This window comes from Bacillus sp. NEB1478 (genome assembly GCF_031582965.1).
In the GTDB taxonomy this organism is placed as follows: Bacteria; Bacillota; Bacilli; order Bacillales; family Fictibacillaceae; genus Fictibacillus.
This window is the reverse complement of the sequence record NZ_CP134049.1, coordinates 2,963,021-2,984,237: the sequence shown is the minus strand read 5'-3', so window position 1 is coordinate 2,984,237 and position 21,217 is coordinate 2,963,021. Positions and strand designations below refer to the sequence as shown.

Annotated in this window: 24 protein-coding genes; 13 read left to right on the top strand and 11 right to left on the bottom strand. The window is 38.2% G+C overall.

Annotation, left to right across the window (positions count from 1 at the left end; genetic code table 11):
• Positions 1-19 precede the first annotated feature (19 nt).
• From RGB74_RS14955 to helD, 9 genes are all read left to right on the top strand, one after another.
• A complete protein-coding gene (locus tag RGB74_RS14955; RefSeq protein ID WP_310760099.1) occupies positions 20-1,234 on the top strand; it encodes an MFS transporter in 1,215 nt (404 codons plus the stop codon).
• Positions 1,235-1,364: 130 nt separating this feature from the next.
• Complete coding sequence (locus tag RGB74_RS14950) at positions 1,365-1,943, top strand: bifunctional transcriptional activator/DNA repair enzyme AdaA (protein ID WP_396135978.1); 579 nt, start codon at positions 1,365-1,367, stop codon at positions 1,941-1,943.
• Positions 1,930-2,838, top strand: coding sequence for a DNA-3-methyladenine glycosylase family protein (locus RGB74_RS14945; protein WP_310760097.1), 909 nt, complete (start codon positions 1,930-1,932; stop codon positions 2,836-2,838). Before RGB74_RS14950 ends, RGB74_RS14945 begins: the two co-directional genes overlap by 14 nt.
• The gene (locus tag RGB74_RS14940) at positions 2,831-3,301 is read left to right on the top strand and encodes a methylated-DNA--[protein]-cysteine S-methyltransferase (protein ID WP_310760096.1); all 471 of its coding nucleotides are present in this window, start codon (positions 2,831-2,833) and stop codon (positions 3,299-3,301) included. The genes RGB74_RS14945 and RGB74_RS14940 overlap by 8 nt, the downstream gene beginning before the upstream one ends.
• 222 nt (positions 3,302-3,523) lie before the next feature.
• Positions 3,524-4,066, top strand: a complete 543-nt coding sequence (locus RGB74_RS14935) for a hypothetical protein (protein WP_310760095.1) — start codon at positions 3,524-3,526, stop codon at positions 4,064-4,066.
• A 300-nt stretch (positions 4,067-4,366) separates the two neighbouring features.
• Positions 4,367-4,885, top strand: coding sequence for a GNAT family N-acetyltransferase (locus tag RGB74_RS14930; protein ID WP_310760094.1), 519 nt, complete (start codon positions 4,367-4,369; stop codon positions 4,883-4,885).
• A 58-nt stretch (positions 4,886-4,943) separates the two neighbouring features.
• Positions 4,944-5,456, top strand: coding sequence for a DUF1572 family protein (locus RGB74_RS14925; protein ID WP_310760093.1), 513 nt, complete (start codon positions 4,944-4,946; stop codon positions 5,454-5,456).
• Between the two features lie 486 nt (positions 5,457-5,942).
• On the top strand, positions 5,943-6,416 hold the full coding sequence (locus RGB74_RS14920; protein WP_310760092.1) for a DinB family protein: 474 nt from the start codon (positions 5,943-5,945) through the stop codon (positions 6,414-6,416).
• Between the two features lie 189 nt (positions 6,417-6,605).
• Positions 6,606-8,930 carry an RNA polymerase recycling motor HelD gene (gene helD / locus RGB74_RS14915; RefSeq protein WP_310760091.1) on the top strand — a complete coding sequence of 775 codons (2,325 nt, stop codon included), beginning with the start codon at positions 6,606-6,608 and terminating at the stop codon, positions 8,928-8,930.
• Between the two features lie 106 nt (positions 8,931-9,036).
• Here the strand turns inward: helD and RGB74_RS14910 are convergent, their stop codons facing one another.
• Positions 9,037-9,204, bottom strand: coding sequence for a hypothetical protein (locus RGB74_RS14910; RefSeq protein WP_310760090.1), 168 nt, complete (start codon positions 9,202-9,204; stop codon positions 9,037-9,039).
• Between the two features lie 67 nt (positions 9,205-9,271).
• Between RGB74_RS14910 and RGB74_RS14905 the strand changes: the two genes are divergently transcribed.
• Positions 9,272-9,718 (top strand): DUF4385 domain-containing protein, encoded by a 447-nt coding sequence (locus RGB74_RS14905; protein ID WP_310760089.1) that lies wholly within the window; start codon positions 9,272-9,274, stop codon positions 9,716-9,718.
• 30 nt (positions 9,719-9,748) lie between these two features.
• Here RGB74_RS14905 and RGB74_RS14900 read toward each other — a convergent pair whose 3' ends face one another.
• The 5 genes from RGB74_RS14900 to RGB74_RS14880 all read right to left on the bottom strand — a co-directional run bounded on the left by RGB74_RS14900 (position 9,749) and on the right by RGB74_RS14880 (position 12,329).
• Positions 9,749-9,922, bottom strand: coding sequence for a hypothetical protein (locus RGB74_RS14900; protein ID WP_310760088.1), 174 nt, complete (start codon positions 9,920-9,922; stop codon positions 9,749-9,751).
• Between the two features lie 81 nt (positions 9,923-10,003).
• Positions 10,004-10,468 carry a hypothetical protein gene (locus RGB74_RS14895; RefSeq protein ID WP_310760087.1) on the bottom strand — a complete coding sequence of 155 codons (465 nt, stop codon included), beginning with the start codon at positions 10,466-10,468 and terminating at the stop codon, positions 10,004-10,006.
• A 166-nt stretch (positions 10,469-10,634) separates the two neighbouring features.
• Entirely contained in the window at positions 10,635-10,997 is a 363-nt protein-coding gene (locus RGB74_RS14890) for a hypothetical protein (protein WP_310760086.1), read from the bottom strand.
• 3 nt (positions 10,998-11,000) lie between these two features.
• Entirely contained in the window at positions 11,001-11,849 is an 849-nt protein-coding gene (locus RGB74_RS14885; protein ID WP_396135977.1) for an alpha/beta fold hydrolase, read from the bottom strand.
• Positions 11,850-11,864: 15 nt separating this feature from the next.
• Positions 11,865-12,329 carry a GNAT family N-acetyltransferase gene (locus tag RGB74_RS14880; protein ID WP_310760085.1) on the bottom strand — a complete coding sequence of 155 codons (465 nt, stop codon included), beginning with the start codon at positions 12,327-12,329 and terminating at the stop codon, positions 11,865-11,867.
• A gap of 241 nt (positions 12,330-12,570) precedes the next feature.
• Between RGB74_RS14880 and hmpA the strand changes: the two genes are divergently transcribed.
• Positions 12,571-13,800: an NO-inducible flavohemoprotein gene (hmpA, locus tag RGB74_RS14875; RefSeq protein ID WP_310760084.1), complete on the top strand. Its 1,230-nt coding sequence runs from the start codon at positions 12,571-12,573 to the stop codon at positions 13,798-13,800.
• Between the two features lie 15 nt (positions 13,801-13,815).
• Here the strand turns inward: hmpA and RGB74_RS14870 are convergent, their stop codons facing one another.
• From RGB74_RS14870 to RGB74_RS14850, 5 genes are all read right to left on the bottom strand, one after another.
• Positions 13,816-14,163, bottom strand: coding sequence for a hypothetical protein (locus RGB74_RS14870; protein ID WP_310760083.1), 348 nt, complete (start codon positions 14,161-14,163; stop codon positions 13,816-13,818).
• A 282-nt stretch (positions 14,164-14,445) separates the two neighbouring features.
• A complete protein-coding gene (locus tag RGB74_RS14865; protein WP_310760082.1) occupies positions 14,446-15,474 on the bottom strand; it encodes an ABC transporter permease subunit in 1,029 nt (342 codons plus the stop codon).
• Complete coding sequence (locus tag RGB74_RS14860; RefSeq protein ID WP_310760081.1) at positions 15,475-16,428, bottom strand: ABC transporter permease subunit; 954 nt, start codon at positions 16,426-16,428, stop codon at positions 15,475-15,477.
• Positions 16,429-16,538: 110 nt separating this feature from the next.
• Entirely contained in the window at positions 16,539-17,183 is a 645-nt protein-coding gene (locus RGB74_RS14855) for an alpha/beta family hydrolase (RefSeq protein ID WP_310760080.1), read from the bottom strand.
• Positions 17,184-17,243: 60 nt separating this feature from the next.
• Positions 17,244-17,765, bottom strand: a complete 522-nt coding sequence (locus RGB74_RS14850) for a DinB family protein (RefSeq protein WP_310760079.1) — start codon at positions 17,763-17,765, stop codon at positions 17,244-17,246.
• 215 nt (positions 17,766-17,980) lie between these two features.
• Between RGB74_RS14850 and RGB74_RS14845 the strand changes: the two genes are divergently transcribed.
• Positions 17,981-19,333, top strand: a complete 1,353-nt coding sequence (locus RGB74_RS14845; protein WP_310760078.1) for a glucoamylase family protein — start codon at positions 17,981-17,983, stop codon at positions 19,331-19,333.
• 259 nt (positions 19,334-19,592) lie between these two features.
• On the top strand, positions 19,593-21,209 hold the full coding sequence (locus RGB74_RS14840; protein ID WP_310760077.1) for an acyl-CoA dehydrogenase family protein: 1,617 nt from the start codon (positions 19,593-19,595) through the stop codon (positions 21,207-21,209).
• The last annotated feature ends 8 nt before the right edge of the window (positions 21,210-21,217 follow it).

The following is a 21,217-nucleotide window of genomic DNA, read 5'->3' as shown; positions in this document are numbered from 1 at the left end:
ACGGAAGGGAAAAACAATCATGTGGAAAAACCGGAATTTTTTATTGTTGATGTTTGGGCTTGGAGTATCCAGTACAGGCTTATGGGTCGGAATCATAGGGAACCTTGAATTCCTGCAAAAGAATGTGGAGTCATCCTTTTTACAGGCGCTCATTATTTTAGCCGGATTTTTAGTCGGTATCTTTCTTGCGCCGATGGCTGGAAGAATCATTGACCGAAGCAATAAGAAAAAGATATTGATTTATGCAGGGGTTGCCAGATGTGCTGCCATCTTTTTTATGTATTTCGCAATCGCTTCCAATAATGTATGGTGGATGGTGGTTTATACGTTAGTGATTGGGATTTCAGGAACGTTTTCTCAGCCAGCTATGCAGACGATGCTTCCGTTAATCGTAAAAAAAGAGGAGCTGTTGGACGCGAACGGTATCAATATGAACATTTTTACTGGTTCAAGGATTGTCGGTACAGCACTTGGTGGAGTGATGCTCGTTAGCATGTCGCTTTTTTCTTTATATACAGTCACTTTAATCTCTTATGTCATTCTTTTAATCTCTACATTTTTTATTGAAGTAGAAGAAAAGCCGAAAGAGCTTAGCAAGACAAATAAGAAGGAAAGTTTCTTTAGAACACTTGGTGAGCTGTATCCAATGGTGAAAAAGCAGCAGAAAGTGGTTTATGGAATCTTCTTGCTTTTGCCTGCTTATCTTTTTCTTTCGGGATTTAACTTGATGGTAATTGAGATCAGCGACCTTCAGCATAATCCGGGAATTAAAGGGATCCTTTATACAACAGAGGGTGTATGTGTGTTTATTGGAACGTTTTTATCCAAGAAATTTTTCCGGGATAATCCGAAGCTTTCCTATATGTTTATCATTACGTTTATTATCGCAACGGCACATACCTCTTTATTTCTAGCACACCATCCTGCCATGTCTGTAGTATCATTCGGTCTCTTTGGACTTGCGGCGGGAACTCTTTTCCCAGTTGTAACGACTATTTTTCAAACAGATGTACCGTCTGATTATCATGGACGATTCTTTTCAATTAAAGGAATGGTAGATAATATCATCTTCCAAATTCTGATGCTCTTAACTGGATTGTTCTTAGATACAATCGGTCTTGAGAAGATGGTTATCGGATTTGGTATCACCTCATTTATAATAGCATCACTGATTCTGCTGCAATATCAAGTTCGTGGAAAGCAGGGGCAGAAAAATGTTGCACTAACAAAATAAATATTTAAAAAAGACAGTCAGCAGGCTGTCTTTTTGTTTGATAGTCAGACCATAACAGCAAGATAAAGGACGTTTTATGAATGATAAATTGATAAACTATAAGTAGAAAACAATCGGAATAGGAGGTTGAATGATGGAGACAATCAGAATGTCGTTTGAAGAGAAGTGGGATAAGATCATGGAATGTGACCGCTCTTATGATGGCTTGTTCTATACGGCGGTAAAAACGACAAAAATTTATTGCCGGCCTTCATGCAGATCGAGAAAACCGAAAAAGATAAACGTGGAATTTTATCGGTCTTTACAAGAGTGTGAAGCTGCAGGGTTTCGAGCATGTAAGAGGTGTCAGCCAGAGATTGAAAATTGTCCTCAGATAGATTTAGTAAGAAAGACATGTGAGTACTTAGTAAATCACTCTAATAAAAAAATTGTTTTGCAAGATATAGCCGATCACGTTGGTGTCAGTCCCTTTTATTTGGAACGCCTTTTTAAAGAAGAAATGAAGGATACACCAAGAGAGTATTTAGAAAAAATCCGTCTCGACAAAGCTGCATTTCTTCTTGCAACTTCTGAAAAAACAAACTTGGAAATTTGTTATGAAGCCGGTTTTCACAGTCCTTCAAATTTTTATAAAGCATTTCGAAAGTATAAGAACTGTTCTCCAAGTGAGTATCGGAAAAATAAGGAGTCCCAAAATGTTAAAAGCTAATCAAGGCTCTGTACTGATGATTAATACGCCTCTCGATTTTAACTTTATGGAGTGTCTCGTATTTCTAGGCCGGTCGGATAAAGAAATACTGCATCAAATAGAAAGTGAGATTTTATATAAGCTTATTAAAGTAAAAAATCAGCTCATTTTGTTAAAGATTAGAGCTAGTCAGAATACGCTGATGATTGAGTTTCCAGATCGTAAACCATCTGAAGAAGATCTAGAAAAAGTGACGGCCTTTGTTACGGAGTTCTTTGACTTAAAAAGAGATATTTCTGGTTTTTATGAGATAGCGTTAACAGACCAAGTACTTAAGAAAGCGGTGAACACATATAAAGGTTTGCGAATCATAGGAATTCCTGATCTATTTGAAGCGCTGACTTGGGCGATTATGGGTCAGCAGATCAATCTGACATTTGCTTATACGTTAAAAAGCAGATTCATAGAACAGTATGGTGAGAAATTGGAATTTGACGGTCGTACGTTTTGGCTCTATCCACCGTTTGAAAAAATAGCCGCATTAAAAGTGGAAGATTTGCGAAAGTTTCAATTTACAACACGCAAAGCAGAGTATGTGATTCACACCGCAAAAGCGATGGCAGCTGGTGAGCTATCAAAAGAAAAATTACTTACATTACAAGATTCAGACAAGCAGCGGGAGGCGTTGATTAAATTAAGAGGTGTCGGAGCGTGGACAGCTGATTACGTTATGATGAAATGTTTGCTGAGGCCAGATGCTTTTCCAATTGCTGATGTAGGGCTGCATAATGCGATAAAAGTACAATTAGAATTACAGAAAAAACCGAAGATTGATGAAATTATGAATCTAGCGGAAAACTGGTGCGGATGGGAAGCCTACGCTACGTTTTATCTATGGAGGTCATTGTATGAATAACACTTATAAGCTGTACTACGAATCACCTATTGGAACACTTGAGCTCAAAAGTAATGATGATGCTGTTCTTTCAATCATGTTTGAAGATCGAAAAGAAACGGACCATCCAGAATCCGTTCCTCAAGTTCTGAAGGCATGCTATGAGCAAATACACGAATACTTTGAAGGTAAGAGACAGGAATTTACCTTTCCCTATATGTTGAACGGAACACCTTTTCAAAAGACGGTTTGGAATGCATTATTAAATGTACCTTATAGCGAAACCGTTTCTTACCAAGACATTGCGAACGCTATTAAAAATGAAAAGGCCATTCGGGCAGTAGGAAATGCAAATGGAAAAAACAAATTGAGTATCATTATTCCTTGTCACCGGATCATAGGTTCAAATGGAAAGTTAACAGGTTATGCGGGTGGATTATGGAGAAAAGAATGGCTGTTAAACCACGAGAAGAAATTGTCGTAAAAAATAAATTCGTGTAGAAAAATTCACTTTCTTAATATAACTTTTATATCCAAAACATTAATCACATATATTGTCTAAATATTTATAAAATTCAGTAATAACAGTGATTTAAACTCTGTTATTATTTTTTTTGAAAAAAAACCGTCATTTAATTTACAATTTTGAGAAAAAGTATTAAAATAAGAAAGTTCCAAATAATAGAAATACAGGGGGTTTTTTTCTATGAAAAAACTATTAGCTTTTACAGCGGCTGCACTTCTTGCGTTTAGCGTAGGCTGCAGCAAGGAAGAAGCAGAACCGAAGAAAAAAGAAGAAACAAAACCAGCAGCAGCTACAGAGAAAAAAGACGAGACTTTAGCTGAAAAGCAATCACTTTTAGCTTTTGAAGGAGATCTTGTGCTAAAGCTTCGCTCATACCATGCAGCATTTAACGCTTACGCTGCAGGATTAGAAAAAGAAGGCGAAGAAGCACTTCCTAAAGAAGAGCTTGATAAATTAAAAGCTGACGCAAAAGCATCTGGAGAAAAAGCGGTTGCAGAAATTCCTTCTATTGAAGTACCGTCTGATCTAACTGAAGATCACCAAACGGCAGCTAAAGGCGCATTAGAAGAACTTAAGAAGTCTTACGAAGCAAGAGTTGCAGGATTAGAAGATGAAGCGAAAGCTACAGAAGCAGACACTTTATTCACTGCATTCCAAGATAAATTAAATTCAATCCATGAAGATCTTAAATTAATTCCTGGTAACTTTGCTAAAGAACTTTAAGATGTGCTTAAAACTGTTTTCTCTTTTTGAGAAAGCAGTTTTTTTAATGGATAAGAAAGAATTCTCATGTTTCTCCTGATTTTTATTTTTGTCGATTTAACTCGATTCGCGGGTATTTTATGCAAAAGTGTGAGATGGAAGCTGAAATGTGTGAAATGAAAGCTCAAAAGTGTGAGATTCAAACCGAAAAGTGTGGGAATACCCCATTTATTTCATAAATGCGGATCAATGGGTTAAATGAATTTTCCGTTTACCTTATAAAGGATATATTTATTCTGAAATGAAAGAGAGGGGTATAAAATGATTAAGGTAAGATACGAAAATGAAGAAGATATCACTGCCATCCGAAAAGTTAATAATCTTGCTTTTAAAGGAGAGGACGAAGGAAGATTAGTAGATGCGATCCGGAAATCTGAGTTCTTTATTCCAGAATTATCACTAGTTGCAACAATGAAAGGTGAGATTATTGGCCATATTTTGTTTAGCGGTGCAGCCATTGAAACAGAAGCAGGTCCAGTCGGAACCTTGGCACTGGCACCCATGGCGGTTCATCCTGAATACCAAAACAAAGGCATAGGCTCACTATTAGTTTCAGAAGGGTTAAAAAAAGCGAAGGAATTAGATTACGAACATGTTGTTGTTCTCGGACATCCTTCATTTTATCCAAAGTTCGGTTTTGTACCTTCTCGGCAAAAAGAAATTGAATCACCATTCCCCGTTCCGGATGAAGTGTTTATGGTCTATGAACTTAAGAGTGGATCTTTAAATGATATAAAAGGAAAAGTGAAGTACCCTTCAGCTTTTGATACTGTTTCATAGGATTTTCCAATTGGAAAGAGAATTAGTAATATATCCTAATCGAAAAGGGGTTGTATCCATGTTTGCTTCTTCACAAACAGAGATCATGTCAGAGTATTTGCGCTCCGTCAAATCACGTTTTCAAGATGCTAAGGATTATGCTGAAAAGACCTTTTTACAGCTTGAGGATGAACATCTAGTATGGTATCCGAATGAAGACTCCAACAGTATTGCAGTCATTGTAAAACATATGAGCGGCAACATGGTATCCCGGTGGACAGATATTTTTGAGACAGATGGAGAAAAGCCCGAAAGAAATCGAGATGGTGAGTTCGTGAATACAATCAGAAATCGTGAAGAACTTTTTGAAGTTTGGAACAAAGGATGGGACGTTTTCTTTCAAACACTTGATAGTTTGAGAGAAGAGGATCTGCTACGTCAAATTTTTATACGCAATGAAACACATACGGTTATGGATGCGATTGATCGTCAGATGTACCACTATTCCTACCACATTGGGCAGATCGTGTACATTGCGAAGATGCTGAAATCAGATCAGTGGAAGACGTTGACGATTCCCCGGAAAAAATAAAATGATGAGGTGCTGCTGAATATATGATGAAAATTAGCACGATGAATTTTCAGATAGAAGTAAAAGTATTCAATCGAAGAAGCTAGATCGTTGCAAATAAGTTATTTTGTGAATTTTCTTCATTGACAAGTTGATTGAAGTGCAAGGTGCGAGACTCCTATGGGAATAGCGGGTCAGGTGAGACCATACAATGTCGCAAGGCGACGAGTGGGCTCACCACACGCCCCATGGAAAGCGAGCATCCTGTAACGGAAATCAACCACTTTCTGAGCAGCATGATTGAGAGAACAGTTCTTTATAAAAAATATCAAGTTTCTTGCAAGACTAGTGTGACATGAATCACTTTTGAGTTTTTTTATTTTTGTCGAAATTTTTCATCCTTCACATTATAGATATCGCAAGTCATTAGCGTAATAATAGTCAACACGTTTAAATCTTTGTATAATAAAAACGTAAGCGCTTAAAATTGCAGGGGAGGCGTAATTAATGAGTGATTTAACGCTGAAGAACTTTGAATTAACACGAGATTTTTTCCTGAAAAATATTGAAAGCATGAGTGCAGAGATGGCTGATATTCAGCCTGAAGGGTTCAACAATAACATTCGCTGGCATGTAGGGCATGTATTGGTCACGGCAGAGTATTTTATGTTTGGCTATCCTGAGAAATCAAAAGCATTACCTGTAGACTATATCCAACTTTTTAACAGAGGAACAAGTCCGGCTGATTGGAAAGGTGAGGTTCCATCACTCCAGGAACTCACAACTCAATTGAAAGATCAACTGGAACGAATTAAAGAAATTCCAGCAGAACGATTTCAAGATCAATTGAAACAGCCTTTCTTCGGTTTGAACACAGTCGGTGAACTAGCGGTGTTTGCTAACTACCATGAAACATATCATTCAGGTCAGCTTCATGCCATGAAAAAAGTAATTGCAAATCAAACTGTTAAACAAGCCTAAAAAAAACAGTGGGTCCAAAAGGACACCACTGTTTTTTTTGCATATAAAAATATGTACATTCCGCACAAGTTTATGGTATGATTTATAAGACGCACTTTTTCTATTTTTAGTATATAGATATATCCAATTATATTATACTATGAAATAGAAAAGCATGTCAACTATAAAAAAATTTTAGGGAGAGATCGAATGACTACATGGAATCGTGAGCAGGAAAAAGAACAAAAGCGAGTAGATGAAGTTGTACAAAATCTTTCTCAAGAGACTGACAATCTGCAACATCATTTAGGCGGAAAAATGGCAGACGTTGTACAGCTTCGTAAAAACTTCTGGTCTGATGTGACGGTAAACTTGGATGATCCAGACGATGCGATAGAAACAGCAGCAAGTATTAAACAACAGGCGGAGCTGCTGTCTGAGATCGAACGGAGTCACACTTCTGCTGAAAGTCAGCTGAAAACCTATGAAAAATTGAAAAACTCGCCTTATTTTGGCCGTATTGATTTTAAAGAAGATGAAGAAAGCGAGTCTGAAAAAGTTTATTTAGGCATTGCTTCTTATTATGATGAGGAATCTATGGCTTTTCTAGTTCATGACTGGCGTGCACCAATCTCCAGCTTGTATTACGATCATTCTTTAGGAGAAGCGAAGTATAATGCTCCTGGTGGTGTCATTCATGGGGACTTGCAATTAAAAAGACAGTTTATTATTAAGAATGCAAAAATAGAAGGTATGTTTGATACAGGCGAAGCCATTGGAGACGATTTGCTTCAGCAAGTGCTAGGGAAACAAGCAAATACTCAAATGAAAAGTATTGTCGCAACGATTCAAAAAGAGCAAAATGCAATCATTCGAAATACGGTGAGTGATCTGCTGATTGTTCAAGGCGCTGCCGGCTGCGGAAAAACGTCTGCTGCTCTTCAGCGGGTTGCTTATTTATTGTATCGGGATCGCGAAACACTGCAATCGCACCACGTTGTCCTATTTTCTCCAAACAACATGTTCAATAGTTATGTTGCGAACGTTCTCCCAGAACTTGGAGAAGAGAATATGGAACAAACCACATTTCAAGCGTATATCAACCACCATCTGTCTGATCATTTTTCAGTGGAAACACCTTTTGAACAAATGGAGGAACTGCTTTCTGGATCAAGTGATGCTGTGCGGCTTGAAGGTATTCGATTTAAAGCGTCTGTTGAGTTTCTCCAGGCAATTCATAAGTATGTGGAGCAATTAAGTGAATCAGGTTTGATGTTTTCAGATATTAAATTCCGGGAGAAAACGATCATACCAGCCAAACGAATAAAACAATACTTTTATAAGCTGGATAACAAAGAGACCGTTCCTTACCGCATGAAAAATACGGCTGAATGGATTTTAGAAGAATTGAAAAAAGCAGAAAGACGCGAGAGGAAAAAACCTTGGGTTGAGAAAGAGATTCAGCTTCTCGATCAACATGTGTACACAAAGCTTTATGAACAGCTGCAAAAAAGAAATAAATATCGTGATGATTCTTTTAATGATATGGCAAGCGAACAGAAAGTTCTTTCCGCATATATAACTCGTCTTGCGTTCAAACCTGTTCGGGAATCAGTTGAGAAATTTTCCTTTTTAGATATGAAAGGAATCTATTCAAAGCTGTTTCAGATGAACCAAAAAGGAATGGATGACTATCGTACGTGGAGTGATGTATGCAAATTCACTTTATTTAATTTAAAACAAAACTTCCTTTCTAACGAAGATGCAACGCCATTTCTTTATGTAAAAGAGCTATTGATCGGTTTTCAGTCGAATGCAGCGGTAAGGCATGTCTTTATTGACGAAGCGCAAGATTTTTCGCCGTTTCAGTTTGCGTTTATTCAGCGCATTTTCCCGCGTGCTAACTTAACGATACTTGGAGACTTAAACCAGTCGATCTATGCCCATTCTTCTGACAATTCGTTTAGTATGCTGGAGAATCTTTTAGATAAAAAAAATCCAGAGATCATTACATTAACGAGAAGTTACCGTTCTACAAAAGAGATCGTAGAATTCACGAAAAGCATGCTCTGTGATGGGGGAGAAATCATACCTTTCAACCGATCGGGTGAAAAGCCTGCTGTTGTAAAATTAGTTGATGAGGCTAGTTTGGATGATGAACTGGAATCAACCGTTCAAAAGTGGAAAAATGAAAATCATGATACGATAGCGATTATTTGCCGAACAGCAAAAGAAAGCTATGAAGTTTATGACAAACTAAAGTCGCGTCTGGATATGAAACTGATGGTGAACGAGGACACGGCCTTTCAAAAAGGAATCATCATCATTCCATCATATTTAGCAAAAGGAATTGAGTTTGATGCAGTTGCGATCTACAATGCGTCTGCTTATCAAAATGAAAGAGAACGAAAACTGTTCTATACCGTCTGTACTCGCGCCATGCACGAACTAACTGTTTTTTATCAAGGTGAACCCTGTCCCTTTATCGAAGAAACTTCAAAAGAATTATATGACGAGGTGAAGTGCGGGAGATAAAAGTTGTGTAGGGGCAGATGTTCTTACCGACTAAGGATATAATCAAACAAACGGAAAAAAATGAGGCTGGCTCAAACTCGAGCTGGCCTCATTTTTTATATTCCACTCAAGTTCTTTTGTTGTTCGAAATCGCCGCACACAAGAGAAAAGCAACTGCAAATCCCCAGCCGATTTTTGCTGAATAAGAGGTAGCATTCTTCAGTGTCATCCCTAAGAGGGGTGATATTCCAAACAACAAACAAAATACAGCTGTGAAATTTTTATTAGACTGCATGAAATTATTCCTACGTATTTTATTTTATCTCGTTAAGGGTATAGCTATTAGACGAGGAGGGTTACGTATGAGTTTTGATTATGACCTAGATTTTGAAAAGATAAATTTTAGAAAGCACCCGGAAAAATATCGAGTAGGCCGTGGTGAGCAAGGAGTCCTTCTTGTAGAACCGTATAAAAGTGAAATCTTGCCGCATTGGCGGTTTAAAACCCCTGAAGAAGCAAAAAAATCTTCCGAGAAAATTTATGATCTTTTCCTAGAGTATAAAGAAAAAGATGACTTTGTTGGCGCGGATATGGCACGTAAATTTTTGCAGATGGGCTATACGAGAGCCCGCCGTTACACAAATTACAAAGGCGGTCGAAAATACAAAGAAAACGGTGAAATCAATGAGCGTCAAATCGATCCTGTTAAAGCAAAGTCGGCAGCGATTTTTGAAGAGAAATGGAAGCTCGCCCGGACGGATGAAGAATATTTAAAGATGAAAAAGGCTCATCAAAAAGAGTTTGGCTAAACCAACCGTTTAAGGGAGCTGTTCTCACTGTTACCCATCGCCGTTCGTATAACGATTATCTCCCATTTGATAGTTTGTGCTTTCACCTGGCTTCGCTGCGGCGTGAGTAGGGTGCTGGGAGTTGTTATTATTCTTTTTGCGCCGCCAATCAATCAAGAAGGCAAACACCAGCAGACCGATAATAAAGATATATAGCCATGTCATATGGAACCTCCCATTAAAATCTTTTCTTACAACTAAGGTATTAACAAAAAAACAGTAAAGACCTTATTTTCTAAGATGTCTTTACTGTCTGCTTCTTTTTTCGACTTCAGTTTCCACTTTAAACACTCTTTTGTTCAATGCTTCGGATGTACCGTCAAAATGATTGATGATTTTATCTGTGTAATCTCCCATGTTGCTGATCACATTTGAATTTAACTTTTCAAGTTTGTCTTCAATTCGGATATGACCTGCCTTCAACACATGAATGTCTTCCCGCATTTCTTTCATTTCCGCATGAACATTACTAAATCCAGTTTCCATTTTAGTATTCATCTTATTAATTTTACTATAAACTTCATTAAATTTTGTATTCATTTGAGTATTCATTGTATCTATTTGTGTATTCATTGTATCTATTCGAGTATTCATCGTATTCATTCCAGTGTTCATTTTAATTATTTCATTATTAACTTCACTAAAACTAGATTGCATTTCAGAACGCACCGTATTAATTTCATTAAGAATTTGCTTTAAGGCATTTTCCATCTTTCAAAGCTCCTCTTCATTAAAGATTATCTCGAGTATAACACCTCATTTTTTTAATGGAGATTCAGAATACCGAAAAATGATGGTAAAACATGTAAGATTTCAAATGAGATACTAAGGTGGTTCTATACAATTGAACGTTTTTTCTCTCGCTTCATACAGAAACTTACTCTTTTTCGGAATCAAACTCGCCAAACAGCAATTTATCAAGTGGTGCAACGTGTGCGATGAACTCTTTGTAAAGGTTGTTTACTTCTGGATCGGCATCAAAATCTTCCAATGTAATGCGTGCGTGTTCTTCAGATTGAAAGTGAAGAAGTCCAATCCAAAGTTCTTCATTCCCACTAATATCGAGTTTCTCTGCAAGAGGCGAGATTCCATAGGTCTTTGGTGCTTCAGATAGCTTATAGATTTGTTCAGAAACGCCGCCGTATTCCTGAAATTTTTTGTTCGTTTGTGCTGAAATCTCAAGGAATTTTTCTTTTGCTTCGGGCTTGATTTTATAAAAATAGACAAGCAGATGTGCCATTTATTAGCCTCCAATTTTTGTGAGCCATTTGGACTTAATTACTTCAACAACAGCATCAGGCTTATCCCAGTGAAGTAAATGTGTGCTGTTCTCTACTAGTTTGACAGTGCCATCAGCCCTTTGTTTAAAAACCTCAGCTGTATCAATCCGCTTTGATAATAAATGTTCTGGCAGTGTTGCAACCAGCAAAGTAACTCCCTTTGGCACGAGGTGATAAATGTCTTCTGTTTCATTTAAATGCATCCCGCGAATAATATGTCTCGCCGTTTCGCCTTTAGCATGCCAGCAAACTTTCCCGTTACGTTCCACACCTAAATCACGGACTTGAATTTCGATTTGGGATGACCAGGTCAAATAACTGTCTTTTTCTGATTGGCAAAATGCTTCCCATGAATCGAATATATACTCATCAAAATCCTTCTCATAATCGTTCATTTCTTCTTCCATTGAGTCCGACCAGGTCCGCTTTGTTTGATATCCGCCATCAATCAAGAGGGTATCAATAACGTTCTCGGAATACTTCACTAAGTAATGAAGCCCTAAGAAACTGCCCCAAGAATGTGTAAGCAAATAGAAACTGTCAATATTCATGAATTCGATTAGGCCTTGGAGCCAATCAACAAGACGTGGCATTTCGTATTCTTCAGCGGTTTCGAAAGCTTCCGATTTTCCGTGGCCGGGAGCATCTAGCGCAATAATGCGAAAGTCATCTTTAAGATTTTCTGCTATTCCTAAAAAACTGAAGCTGGTACTGCCCAATCCATGCAAACAAAGCATAACAGGCTTATTCATATCGCCCCATTCTGTTACGTGGATCTTTTTATTCCTGTATTTCATCAAGTAGCGTTTCAACTCTCACACTCCAAATCAATTCAGTACTTTTTGTACAATTTCACGGGTAACCGTAAAGCCGGATTTCTTATAAAAATTTCTGGCGATCGTATTATCAATCCAATAATCTAGCTCAATTTTTGTCGCGCCTATTTCTTTAGCCATCTGTTCAATATGAGAAATAAACTTAGTGCCAGCACCATTATTGCTGCTGTTTTTATCCACGCTGATCTGATGGATGTACAAAGATTTAGACGCTTTTTTAAATGCGGAATCAGTGGATTCTTTAAGAGTCATCCATACATAACCGAAAGGGACGTTATTATTTTCAATTAAGAGAAAAATCTGCTTGGGATCAGTTGTTATTTCTTTGAAAAAATCACGAATCGGTTCATATTCGTAAGGTTTAAAATAAGTTGGAAAACGATCTGCATGTATATCTTGAACGTTTTTATTAAGCTTTGCGAGCGTTTCATAATCTTGAGTTTGTTTAATCTTCATAAAAAGGTCCTTTCAACAATGGGGTTAACAAGATTTGTTATTTCCCAATTTTACCATATAGTGATTAAAAATAGAGAATATTATGTTAATTTTTATCGGATTAGGGAACCGAGTATACGAGCAGGAAATTCTTGTGACATTGTTCACAAAACCGCCAAAGGAAATGTGATTTGAATCACATTGCGTTCACTGAAGTTGTTTTAACATAAGGATGTAAACAAAAACCTTAGGGGGAATTGACATGCTGCAACCAAAAACGATCGAAATCATTAAGTCAACAGTACCTGTATTAGAAGTACACGGAGAAGCCATTACTTCCCGTTTTTATCAATTACTATTTCAAAAACATCCTGAACTATTAAATATTTTTAACCACGCGAATCAAAAAAAAGGACGTCAGCAAGCAGCACTTGCTAATGCTGTTTATGCAGCTGCCGCAAATATTGATAAACTCGAATCCATTATTCCAGTCGTAAAACAGATCGCTCACAAGCACAGAAGCTTAGGGGTAAAACCGGAACATTACCCAGTTGTCGGCGAAAACTTACTCGCAGCTATAAAAGATGTCCTTGGAGATGCGGCTACAGATGAAATCATCAATGCTTGGGCTGAGGCGTATGGAGTCATTGCAGATGCCTTTATTGGTATCGAGAAAGATATGTATGAAGCTGCAGAAACACAAAAAGGCGGATGGGAAGATTTCAGACCGTTCGTAGTAGCAGACAAAGTTGAAGAAAGCACCGTGATTACTTCATTCTATCTAAAGCCTCAAGACGGAAAAGAAATTGCTGACTTTAAAGCAGGACAGTATATCAGTGTGAGAATGGAAATCCCAGGAGAAGAGAATACGCATATCCGTCAATACAGCTTGTCTGATGCACCTGGAAAAGACTATTACAGAATCTCAGTTAAAAAAGAAGCAGGCATGGAGTCTCCAGATGGCATTGTATCTAATTACTTGCATAACGGTGTAAAAACTGGAGATGTTCTTTTCTTAAGCGCACCGGCTGGAGATTTTTACTTAGATAATGAGGTAGAGCGTCCGCTTGTTTTACTTAGCGGAGGTGTTGGTTTAACACCTATGGTGAGCATGTTGAAAACAGCATCAGAAAGACAGCCTGACCGTGAAGTAACATTTATCCACGCTGCGATCAACGGTAAATTACATGCACTTAGAGATGAAGTATTATCTGTAACGGCAAAATCTGATCACATTACGAGCTATTTCGTATATGAAAAGCCCGAAGAAAATGACGAAGGCTATGAGAAATCAGGATACGTGGACATGGATTGGCTACGAGATGTATTGCCAATCAACAAAGATGCAGAGTATTATTTCTGCGGTCCACTACCTTTCATGAGAGCCGTTTATCATGCACTTCTCGACCTGAATGTTCCTGAAGGCCGTATCCACTTCGAGTTCTTTGGACCGGCAAGTGATCTTGGGAAAAAAGAAACTGTGAATGCTTAAAAGAAAAAGACCTCTTTAACGGAGGTCTTTTTCCATTTCATTCAGCCAGTGGAATTTATGAAGCATTGATTTTCTTTTCCACAATAATAAAACAAACAAAATAACTAAACTGCTGCTCGTAATGAGAGCGCCAAGATAGATGCCGCCGAACATAAAGAATTCATCAATACGCACGGAAAAGAAGATCCATCCGATGATACCGGTAACGCCGAGACAAAGGTTGATCATAAGGCTGATAAAAAAATGAGGAATGACCATACCTGTGTTCGTTACCGTAAAAACGGCGTATTTATAACTGATCGGAAACCCTAGTAAAAGATAGAGTGTATAAAAAATAATATTATAGTCTGCTTCACTCAACATAAGATCGCCTCTTTCCCGAAAACTTTATTTTGATAATGAAGTCTGAAGCAAAGTTAATTTCGGCAACTGTCGATTTTAGTCGTTTCGCGTGTATCTCATGAAAAAGTGTGTTATTTATGCCTAAAAGTGTGGCATTCAAGCCGAAATTTGTTAGTTTCCATCCACAAAGTGTGGGATTATCGAATTCACATGTTAAATGGGATGAACTTATCTATTCGGAGAGAGTCTACTCATTAATATGTCAAAAGAGCCTTAATCGAAAGGCTCTTTTAATGCGGTCAGCTATCCTTCAGATCCCGTTTTCATAATTCTTTCAAACTGTTCTTCTGTCATTTTTTTTACCGGAACAGTCAATTCCTTTTTGCGGAATAATCGTTTTCTCACCGTATAAGCTCCTTGAGACAAGTACTGGCGTTTCATAGCCTCCACCATAAAATTCATCGCAAGAATGGCAATCGCAAAGCCGGCTAACGGTGTATAAATAACCCATGTGTTACCGCGCAATTCATATATATAGGCTCCGATCATACTGGACCACTCGTTGATCATAGCAACTGGCAATGTGTTGTTTTCCAGCGGATCGAGTGTGATGATATCTGTTCCACCGATGAAAACTTGCAGCACACCTAGATGTGCCAGCAATAATAAGGTTGAGATTACTTGCTGACTGTACAAAATACTTAATCGTGGTTTTAAAAAAGGCAGTACATGCTTCCGCATAATATGAAATCTGCGTCCGCCTAATATTTTTACAGATGAGATAAATTCATTCTCCAGATACTTGGAAGTTTCGCTCGCCACTGTTATCATGACCGGCGGTACAGCGATTAAAACGAGAATTAAAAAAGCGAAAGTAGTTTGTTGAGTTTTAGGGATTGACCAGGTGAAAATTTGCAAAACCGGATACAGGATCAAATAAGCAATAATCGTCGCAGGTGCATAATAAAAAGTTTCAAATAGTTTATTCAGCATACGAAGGACAGTCTTTGGAAACTGGCTGACAATCAGGCCTAGCAAGGTTCCAGCCAAAAGTCTGGCAAATGCAATGAGAAAGGCAAATCCAAGCGTATACTTAGCACCGTCAATTACTTTATGAAGCATACTGACGCCGAAGCGGTCCGTACCCAATGGCATATCCTTAAAAGGTGCAATTGGGGGAGAATCGATCGGAATTTTGTTTTCATCATACTTTATGACCATCATAGGCTTTTTTGAATCGGGCACATAATGACTATATAGGATACTGCCAAAAAACATCGTAAGGATGATAAGGAAACCAAATAAAAAAAGTGGGCTTTTCCATACTGTCATTTACACGGCCTCCTCTGCTGTACGGTTTAATTTGGATTCCAGGATGTAGGAGATTATTGTGAATAACAGGTAGAATGGAAGAAACATCAGCATGAGACTAACCGTTATAACGTCAGGCGTTGTGGGTCCGTTATTCAGCATAAACTTTGTAATTCCCGGTATGTACATCACATATTCCACCATGAACAGACCGGATATCAAAAGCCAATACACGTTTTTCGTATAAAAGAAAAGGCTGATCAATGAATTTCTAAGCATGTGTATATATAACACGATTGAATACTTAATACCTTTTGCTCTAGCGAATTCCACATAGGTTTTCGAATCTTCATCATCCAGTAAAAACAACAAAGTTCTTGTTAAAAATAAAGTCGGTAATATTGCTAAGCATACCATTGGCATAAGGTATGCAGGATTCTGTTCGCTAAAAACTATGGGTAAAAGCAGCTCGCCAGTCTTGCGATAAAGAAGAATAATAAGGTATTGAGCCATCACCACGATAAAAATGTCCGGTAAGGATTCAAAAGAAAAAAATAAAAAGCGAATGGATTTTTGTATTTTACCCGGTAAGATTTTCACAACTAACGCGAGAATGATAGATGAAGCTGCCGCAAGAAAAAAAGCACCAACAACAAGTTTTAATGAATAGTAGAAGTAAGGCAAGATCGTCGGAAAGATGTATTTCATTTGCTGGCTCTCGTAATATTCAACGTTTGAAAAAGTGAATAGTTTTCCCATCAACAATAAGATTTTTTCGATGTAAGGTCTAAAATATAATCCTAAGTCCTGATCCAAAAAAAGGGCATTTTTGATAACACCCATTTCCAAAAGGCGCATGACACCTTCAATCGCACGTACATTGCTAAAAAATAAATATGGAAGGGCACCGATAAAAAATACACCGATGATAGGCAGTGAAAAAGAGACGACCCTCCTTAAAACCAAAACAAACAATGAATTTTCCCCCTTAATCTATTTCTCTCTTTTTATAACGTTTTCACTTCGACAAAAACACCCATTTCCCTTCTTTTGGAAAAAGAAAGACCGCTGCATTGTGCAGCGATCTAAAAGTTATTAATTTTTTCAATTACTGTCTTTATTACATCAATGGAATCTACCACGTGATGATCATATTCCAGACTATGATTGACATCTGGAAGAACGATGTATTCGATGTTTTCATTTTGTCCTAACTCATTTATTAGGTCTTCCTTATAAAACCGGTCCTTGTCTCCAATGACGCACAGTCCTTTATGTAAGCTATTTTTCATAGGTTCGAAGACTTCTTCTTTTGTAATGAGCGGGGTGAGCCAAATAGCTTTAGCGTTCTGCAAGAGTTCTCTTTCCAATGCTTTACCCATAGCGAGTGTTCCGAACGATTTTCCGACGATGTAAAAAGAATCGTACGCTGAGTCTTTTAATACTTCATCCAGCACGGAGCTAACATCCAAATGTATGAACTCCACAAGCTCTTCATAAGAAAATAAATCATATTTCTCATCGGAATATTGATAATTCACATGCAGAACATCATAGTCTTTATTTAGAAAAACTCCTGTTGAATAGTGGAAGACAGGCGCTTGAGAGGTGTATCCCATGCCTGGAATCAAGATCGCTAATCCTTTTGGCTGATCTGTTTTGCTTATGATTTCATATGGTACTTTCATATCTTTACAGCCGATGATGTTGCTAGAACGAACATTTAACATAACTGCCTCCTCATAGTTTTAATATACATAATATTCCAACCATGGAGTGGAGGCAAGAGTTTATTTTAAAATACTCAAATATTCCTTCCACGATCCAACATCATCATGATATCTCTTGGCGATGACTCTCGTAATTTGGGTGATATGAGTTAAATCATGAACAGACCATGTAGATAATAGTTCTCGAAGTTTTACAGTTCCGTAAACAGGATGGGTCCCTTTAAGCTCATAATCGGTTTGACTTGTAATCAAAGTTCTCAATTCTTCTAAGCTTTCATTTCGCACTTGTTTAAATTCTCTTAGTAGCTCGTCTATAGTTTTCCCTTTTACTTGTTCGATGTGAGCAAATCGATCAAAATCAGGAAAGGTTTGAGATTCTCCTTTTGTTAAAATCATCTTAATACGGGGAATCCAGTTCACTTTTTCAGCTTCTATTAAATGTCCGACTACTTCTAGAGCATTCCACGTACCTTCTCCTTCATTACAGGTCAGCCAGCCATCGGAAAGTCCTGACAACAAACTTTTCAATGTATCTGGTGTTCGTTCTAATAATTCAATACCTTCATCTAATTTGAAATTCATGGCACATATTCCTCTTTTCTAACGATTGATAACTATGACTTCGAGATACACCATTTAACTCCTGTTAATTTTCTAGTTATTTTCATTTTTATAAGGCGGATTTACTAATTAACTGAATTTTGTGAAAAAAACTTACCCTTTTTAAGGCGGAGTGATAAAATATTGGTGAAACGTTTCGACTGAAAGAAGTTATTGTAAATAGAAGGGAGAACACGATGAAAAAAGGGAGAATGATAAGCTTTATATTAATGTTTAGTCTTTTTGCTAACTTGATTGTGTTACCAACGGCATCGGCAAATGATAGCGGAAACGATCTTGCATTCCGTGCAGAATTGAAAGCGATTGCAGATAAGACATATAAATTTTATCAAGATCATACCGATCCGAAAACAGGGATGACTTATGATGAGACGCGCTATACGGCAGAAGGAAAGAAGGATGCTGCACACACTTCACCTACAAATATGGCGATGTATATGATGAGTACCGTTTCAGCTCAGCAGCTTGGGATTATCTCACGGGATGAAGCGGTAAAACGAATTCAAGTAACGATAAGCACTTTGGAACGGCTTGATAAGTGGAACGGTCTTTTTTATAACTGGTACAACACGGAAGATGGCTCGTTAAAAAAAGATTGGGGTCAGTTCATCTCACAAGTTGATAACGGCTGGCTTTCTGCGGGACTTATCGTAGTCGGACAAGCATATAAGGAATTACATCCGCAAACGAGTAACCTTGTTGAAAATATGAACTATACAAAACTTTATGATCCAGAGGTGGGTCAATTTTATGGCGGGTACGATGTCGCACAAGGGAAGTATACTGATCATCATTATGGACAGTTCTATACAGAACCTCGAGTTGCAAGCTATATTTCGATCGGAAAAGGCGACGTTCCAAAAGAGCATTGGTGGAAATTGTATCGAACTATGCCAAAAGAATGGGATTGGCAATCACAGATTCCTGAAGGACAAGATGCTGTCTATGATGGTGTTACCGTATATGAAGGTCATTATGAGTATAACGGTGTGAAGTTCGTACCGAGCTGGGGTGGGAGTATGTTTGAGGGCCTCATGCCAGGAATCGTAATGAAAGAAAAAGAGCTTGGCAAGTATGCATTAGGCTTGAACAACAAGCGCCACGTACAGCTGCAGCAAGATTTTGCAAAGTCAAAAGGATATCCTGCTTGGGGATTCTCGCCATCCGCAACACCGGATGGATACAGCGAATTCGCAGCAACACCCCTTGGCACTTCTGGCTACAAAGACGGGGCAACCGTAACGGCTCATGCATCGTTCTTGGCACTAGACTATGATCCGTTGGCTGTACAAAAAAACATCAAAGTTCTAAAAAATCTTGGCACGTATTCTCAGTACGGATTCTATGATTCGGTTAACATGGAAACAGGCGAAATCGCAAAAGCTTATTTAGCTCTCGATCAAGGGATGATTATGGTATCGATCGCGAACTATTTAAAAGATGGAGTGATCCGAAATTACTTCCATCAAGATCCGATCGGGAAAAAACCAGAAGAATTATTGGAAAAAGAAGTGTTTTCGATTCAATAAATGTTAATGAGCACCAATATCCTTTGCGGATATTGGTGTTTTTTATACCTGATGAGCTCTTTCCGAACATTGAGTGCGAAAATGAAGAGTTTATGATAATCATATTTTTATGTGGAATGGTGTAACAGAGAAAATAACACGTACTGTAAATCATCAAGGGAAAAACGGAAAAAAATGAATATTCCCTTATTTGACGTAAAAGATTATTTAGACTTACAATTATTCTGAAAAGTTAGATAATTATAAGGAGTTGATGTCCATGCACATAACTTCTCAAGAACAGCAGACAAAAGGCAAGAATTCATATACTTTCGAAGAATTTCTGGCTAAGCGGGAAAGTCTGGATTGGTATCGGGATGAACCATTTCTCCAAAAAGCAGTTCAGCGATTCGCGGAACATGACTTTGATCATGTCCATCAGGCTATGTTATCTTTTTCGCCCAATGCTTCTTCAAAATGGAACCAGTTAGCTGAACGGGTGGCAAGACCTGAAGTAAGGCCATACATGCTGCATTATGATGGTTTCAATAATCGGATTGACCGGATCGTACGTCCGATGGAAATTCATCAGTTTGAAAAAGAAGTATTTGGCGAAGGTCTTTTTTCCTCTAAAATGCCTCCGTGGGAAAGCTTTGTGAAGCGGATGCTAATCCATCAATTAGGAGAAGCAGGAGTCGCCTGTCCTTTAACATGCACGATCGGATTGATTGCACTGCTCGAACAGTATCCAAATGACACGCATCCAGAACTTCAGGAAATTTTACAGCATACAAAAGAGGGAATTCGAGGAGATTTTGCAATCGGAGCACAATTTATGAGTGAAGTGCAGGGAGGATCAGACTTGCCTGCCAATGTTGTTGAAGCAGTTCCAGAAGCAAAAAACTATCGTTTATATGGAAATAAGTTCTTCTGTTCCGTTGCACATGCGGATTATTCGGTCGTTACAGCTAAAATCTCAGGAACAGATAAAATCTCAACGTTCATCGTTCCTTCATGGCTGCCTGGTAATAAAGAGAAAGAAAAACGAAATGGATATCAGATTAACCGGATCAAATGGAAAATGGGAACGGCAGAACTTCCGACAGGGGAAATTCAATACAACGGAGCTCTTGCTTATCCAGTGGGACCTGCCGGAAAAGGGATTGCGGTCGCAGTCGGAATTGTCCTTACTTTATCCCGTTTAGAAATTGGAATAGCTTGTGCTGGTTTTATGCTCCGCGCTGCAAGAGAAGCGAAACTGTATGGAGATTTCCGTACTGTTTTTGGGAAAAAGGTAAAAGATTATCCGCTTTCCGCACGCACATTAAAACGGATTGAAGAAGCAGCTGATCGTACAACAGCGGGTGCTTTTAAAATATATGATCTTTTCCTACGGCTGGAGAGGCCATTGAATCCTGGGATTCCTGTCGAGCAGCCTCTTGAAATAAGAAAGCAGCTTTTCAATTTAAGAGAGCTTGTTTTATTGCAGAAAATCTGTGCGACAAATGAGGGAGCAGAAGTTTTAAGGGATGCGATCTCTGTTTTTGGCGGGCATGGTGTGATGGAGGAGTTCTCATCACTTCCGCGTATTTTCCGTGATGTTGTCGTCAATGAGCAGTGGGAAGGGCCTCGGAACCTGTTACTGACGCAAATTTATCGTGATATTCAAAGAGTAGCAGTTTGGTATCCGCCAGCAGATTTTGTTGCTAGTGTGCTGCAAGGAGCATCATCGGAAAAGATATCCACCTTTTCAAAACAATTGACCGACTTGCTGCAAAAACCTGTTTGCGGGGAAGTGAGTGAAGAATCGATTAGAGCCGCTGAAGAGTGGGATACGTTCTGTGATTCATTTTTCAAAGTTTATCAGTCTGTCGCTGTTACAGAAATTAAGCAATAGGAAAAATA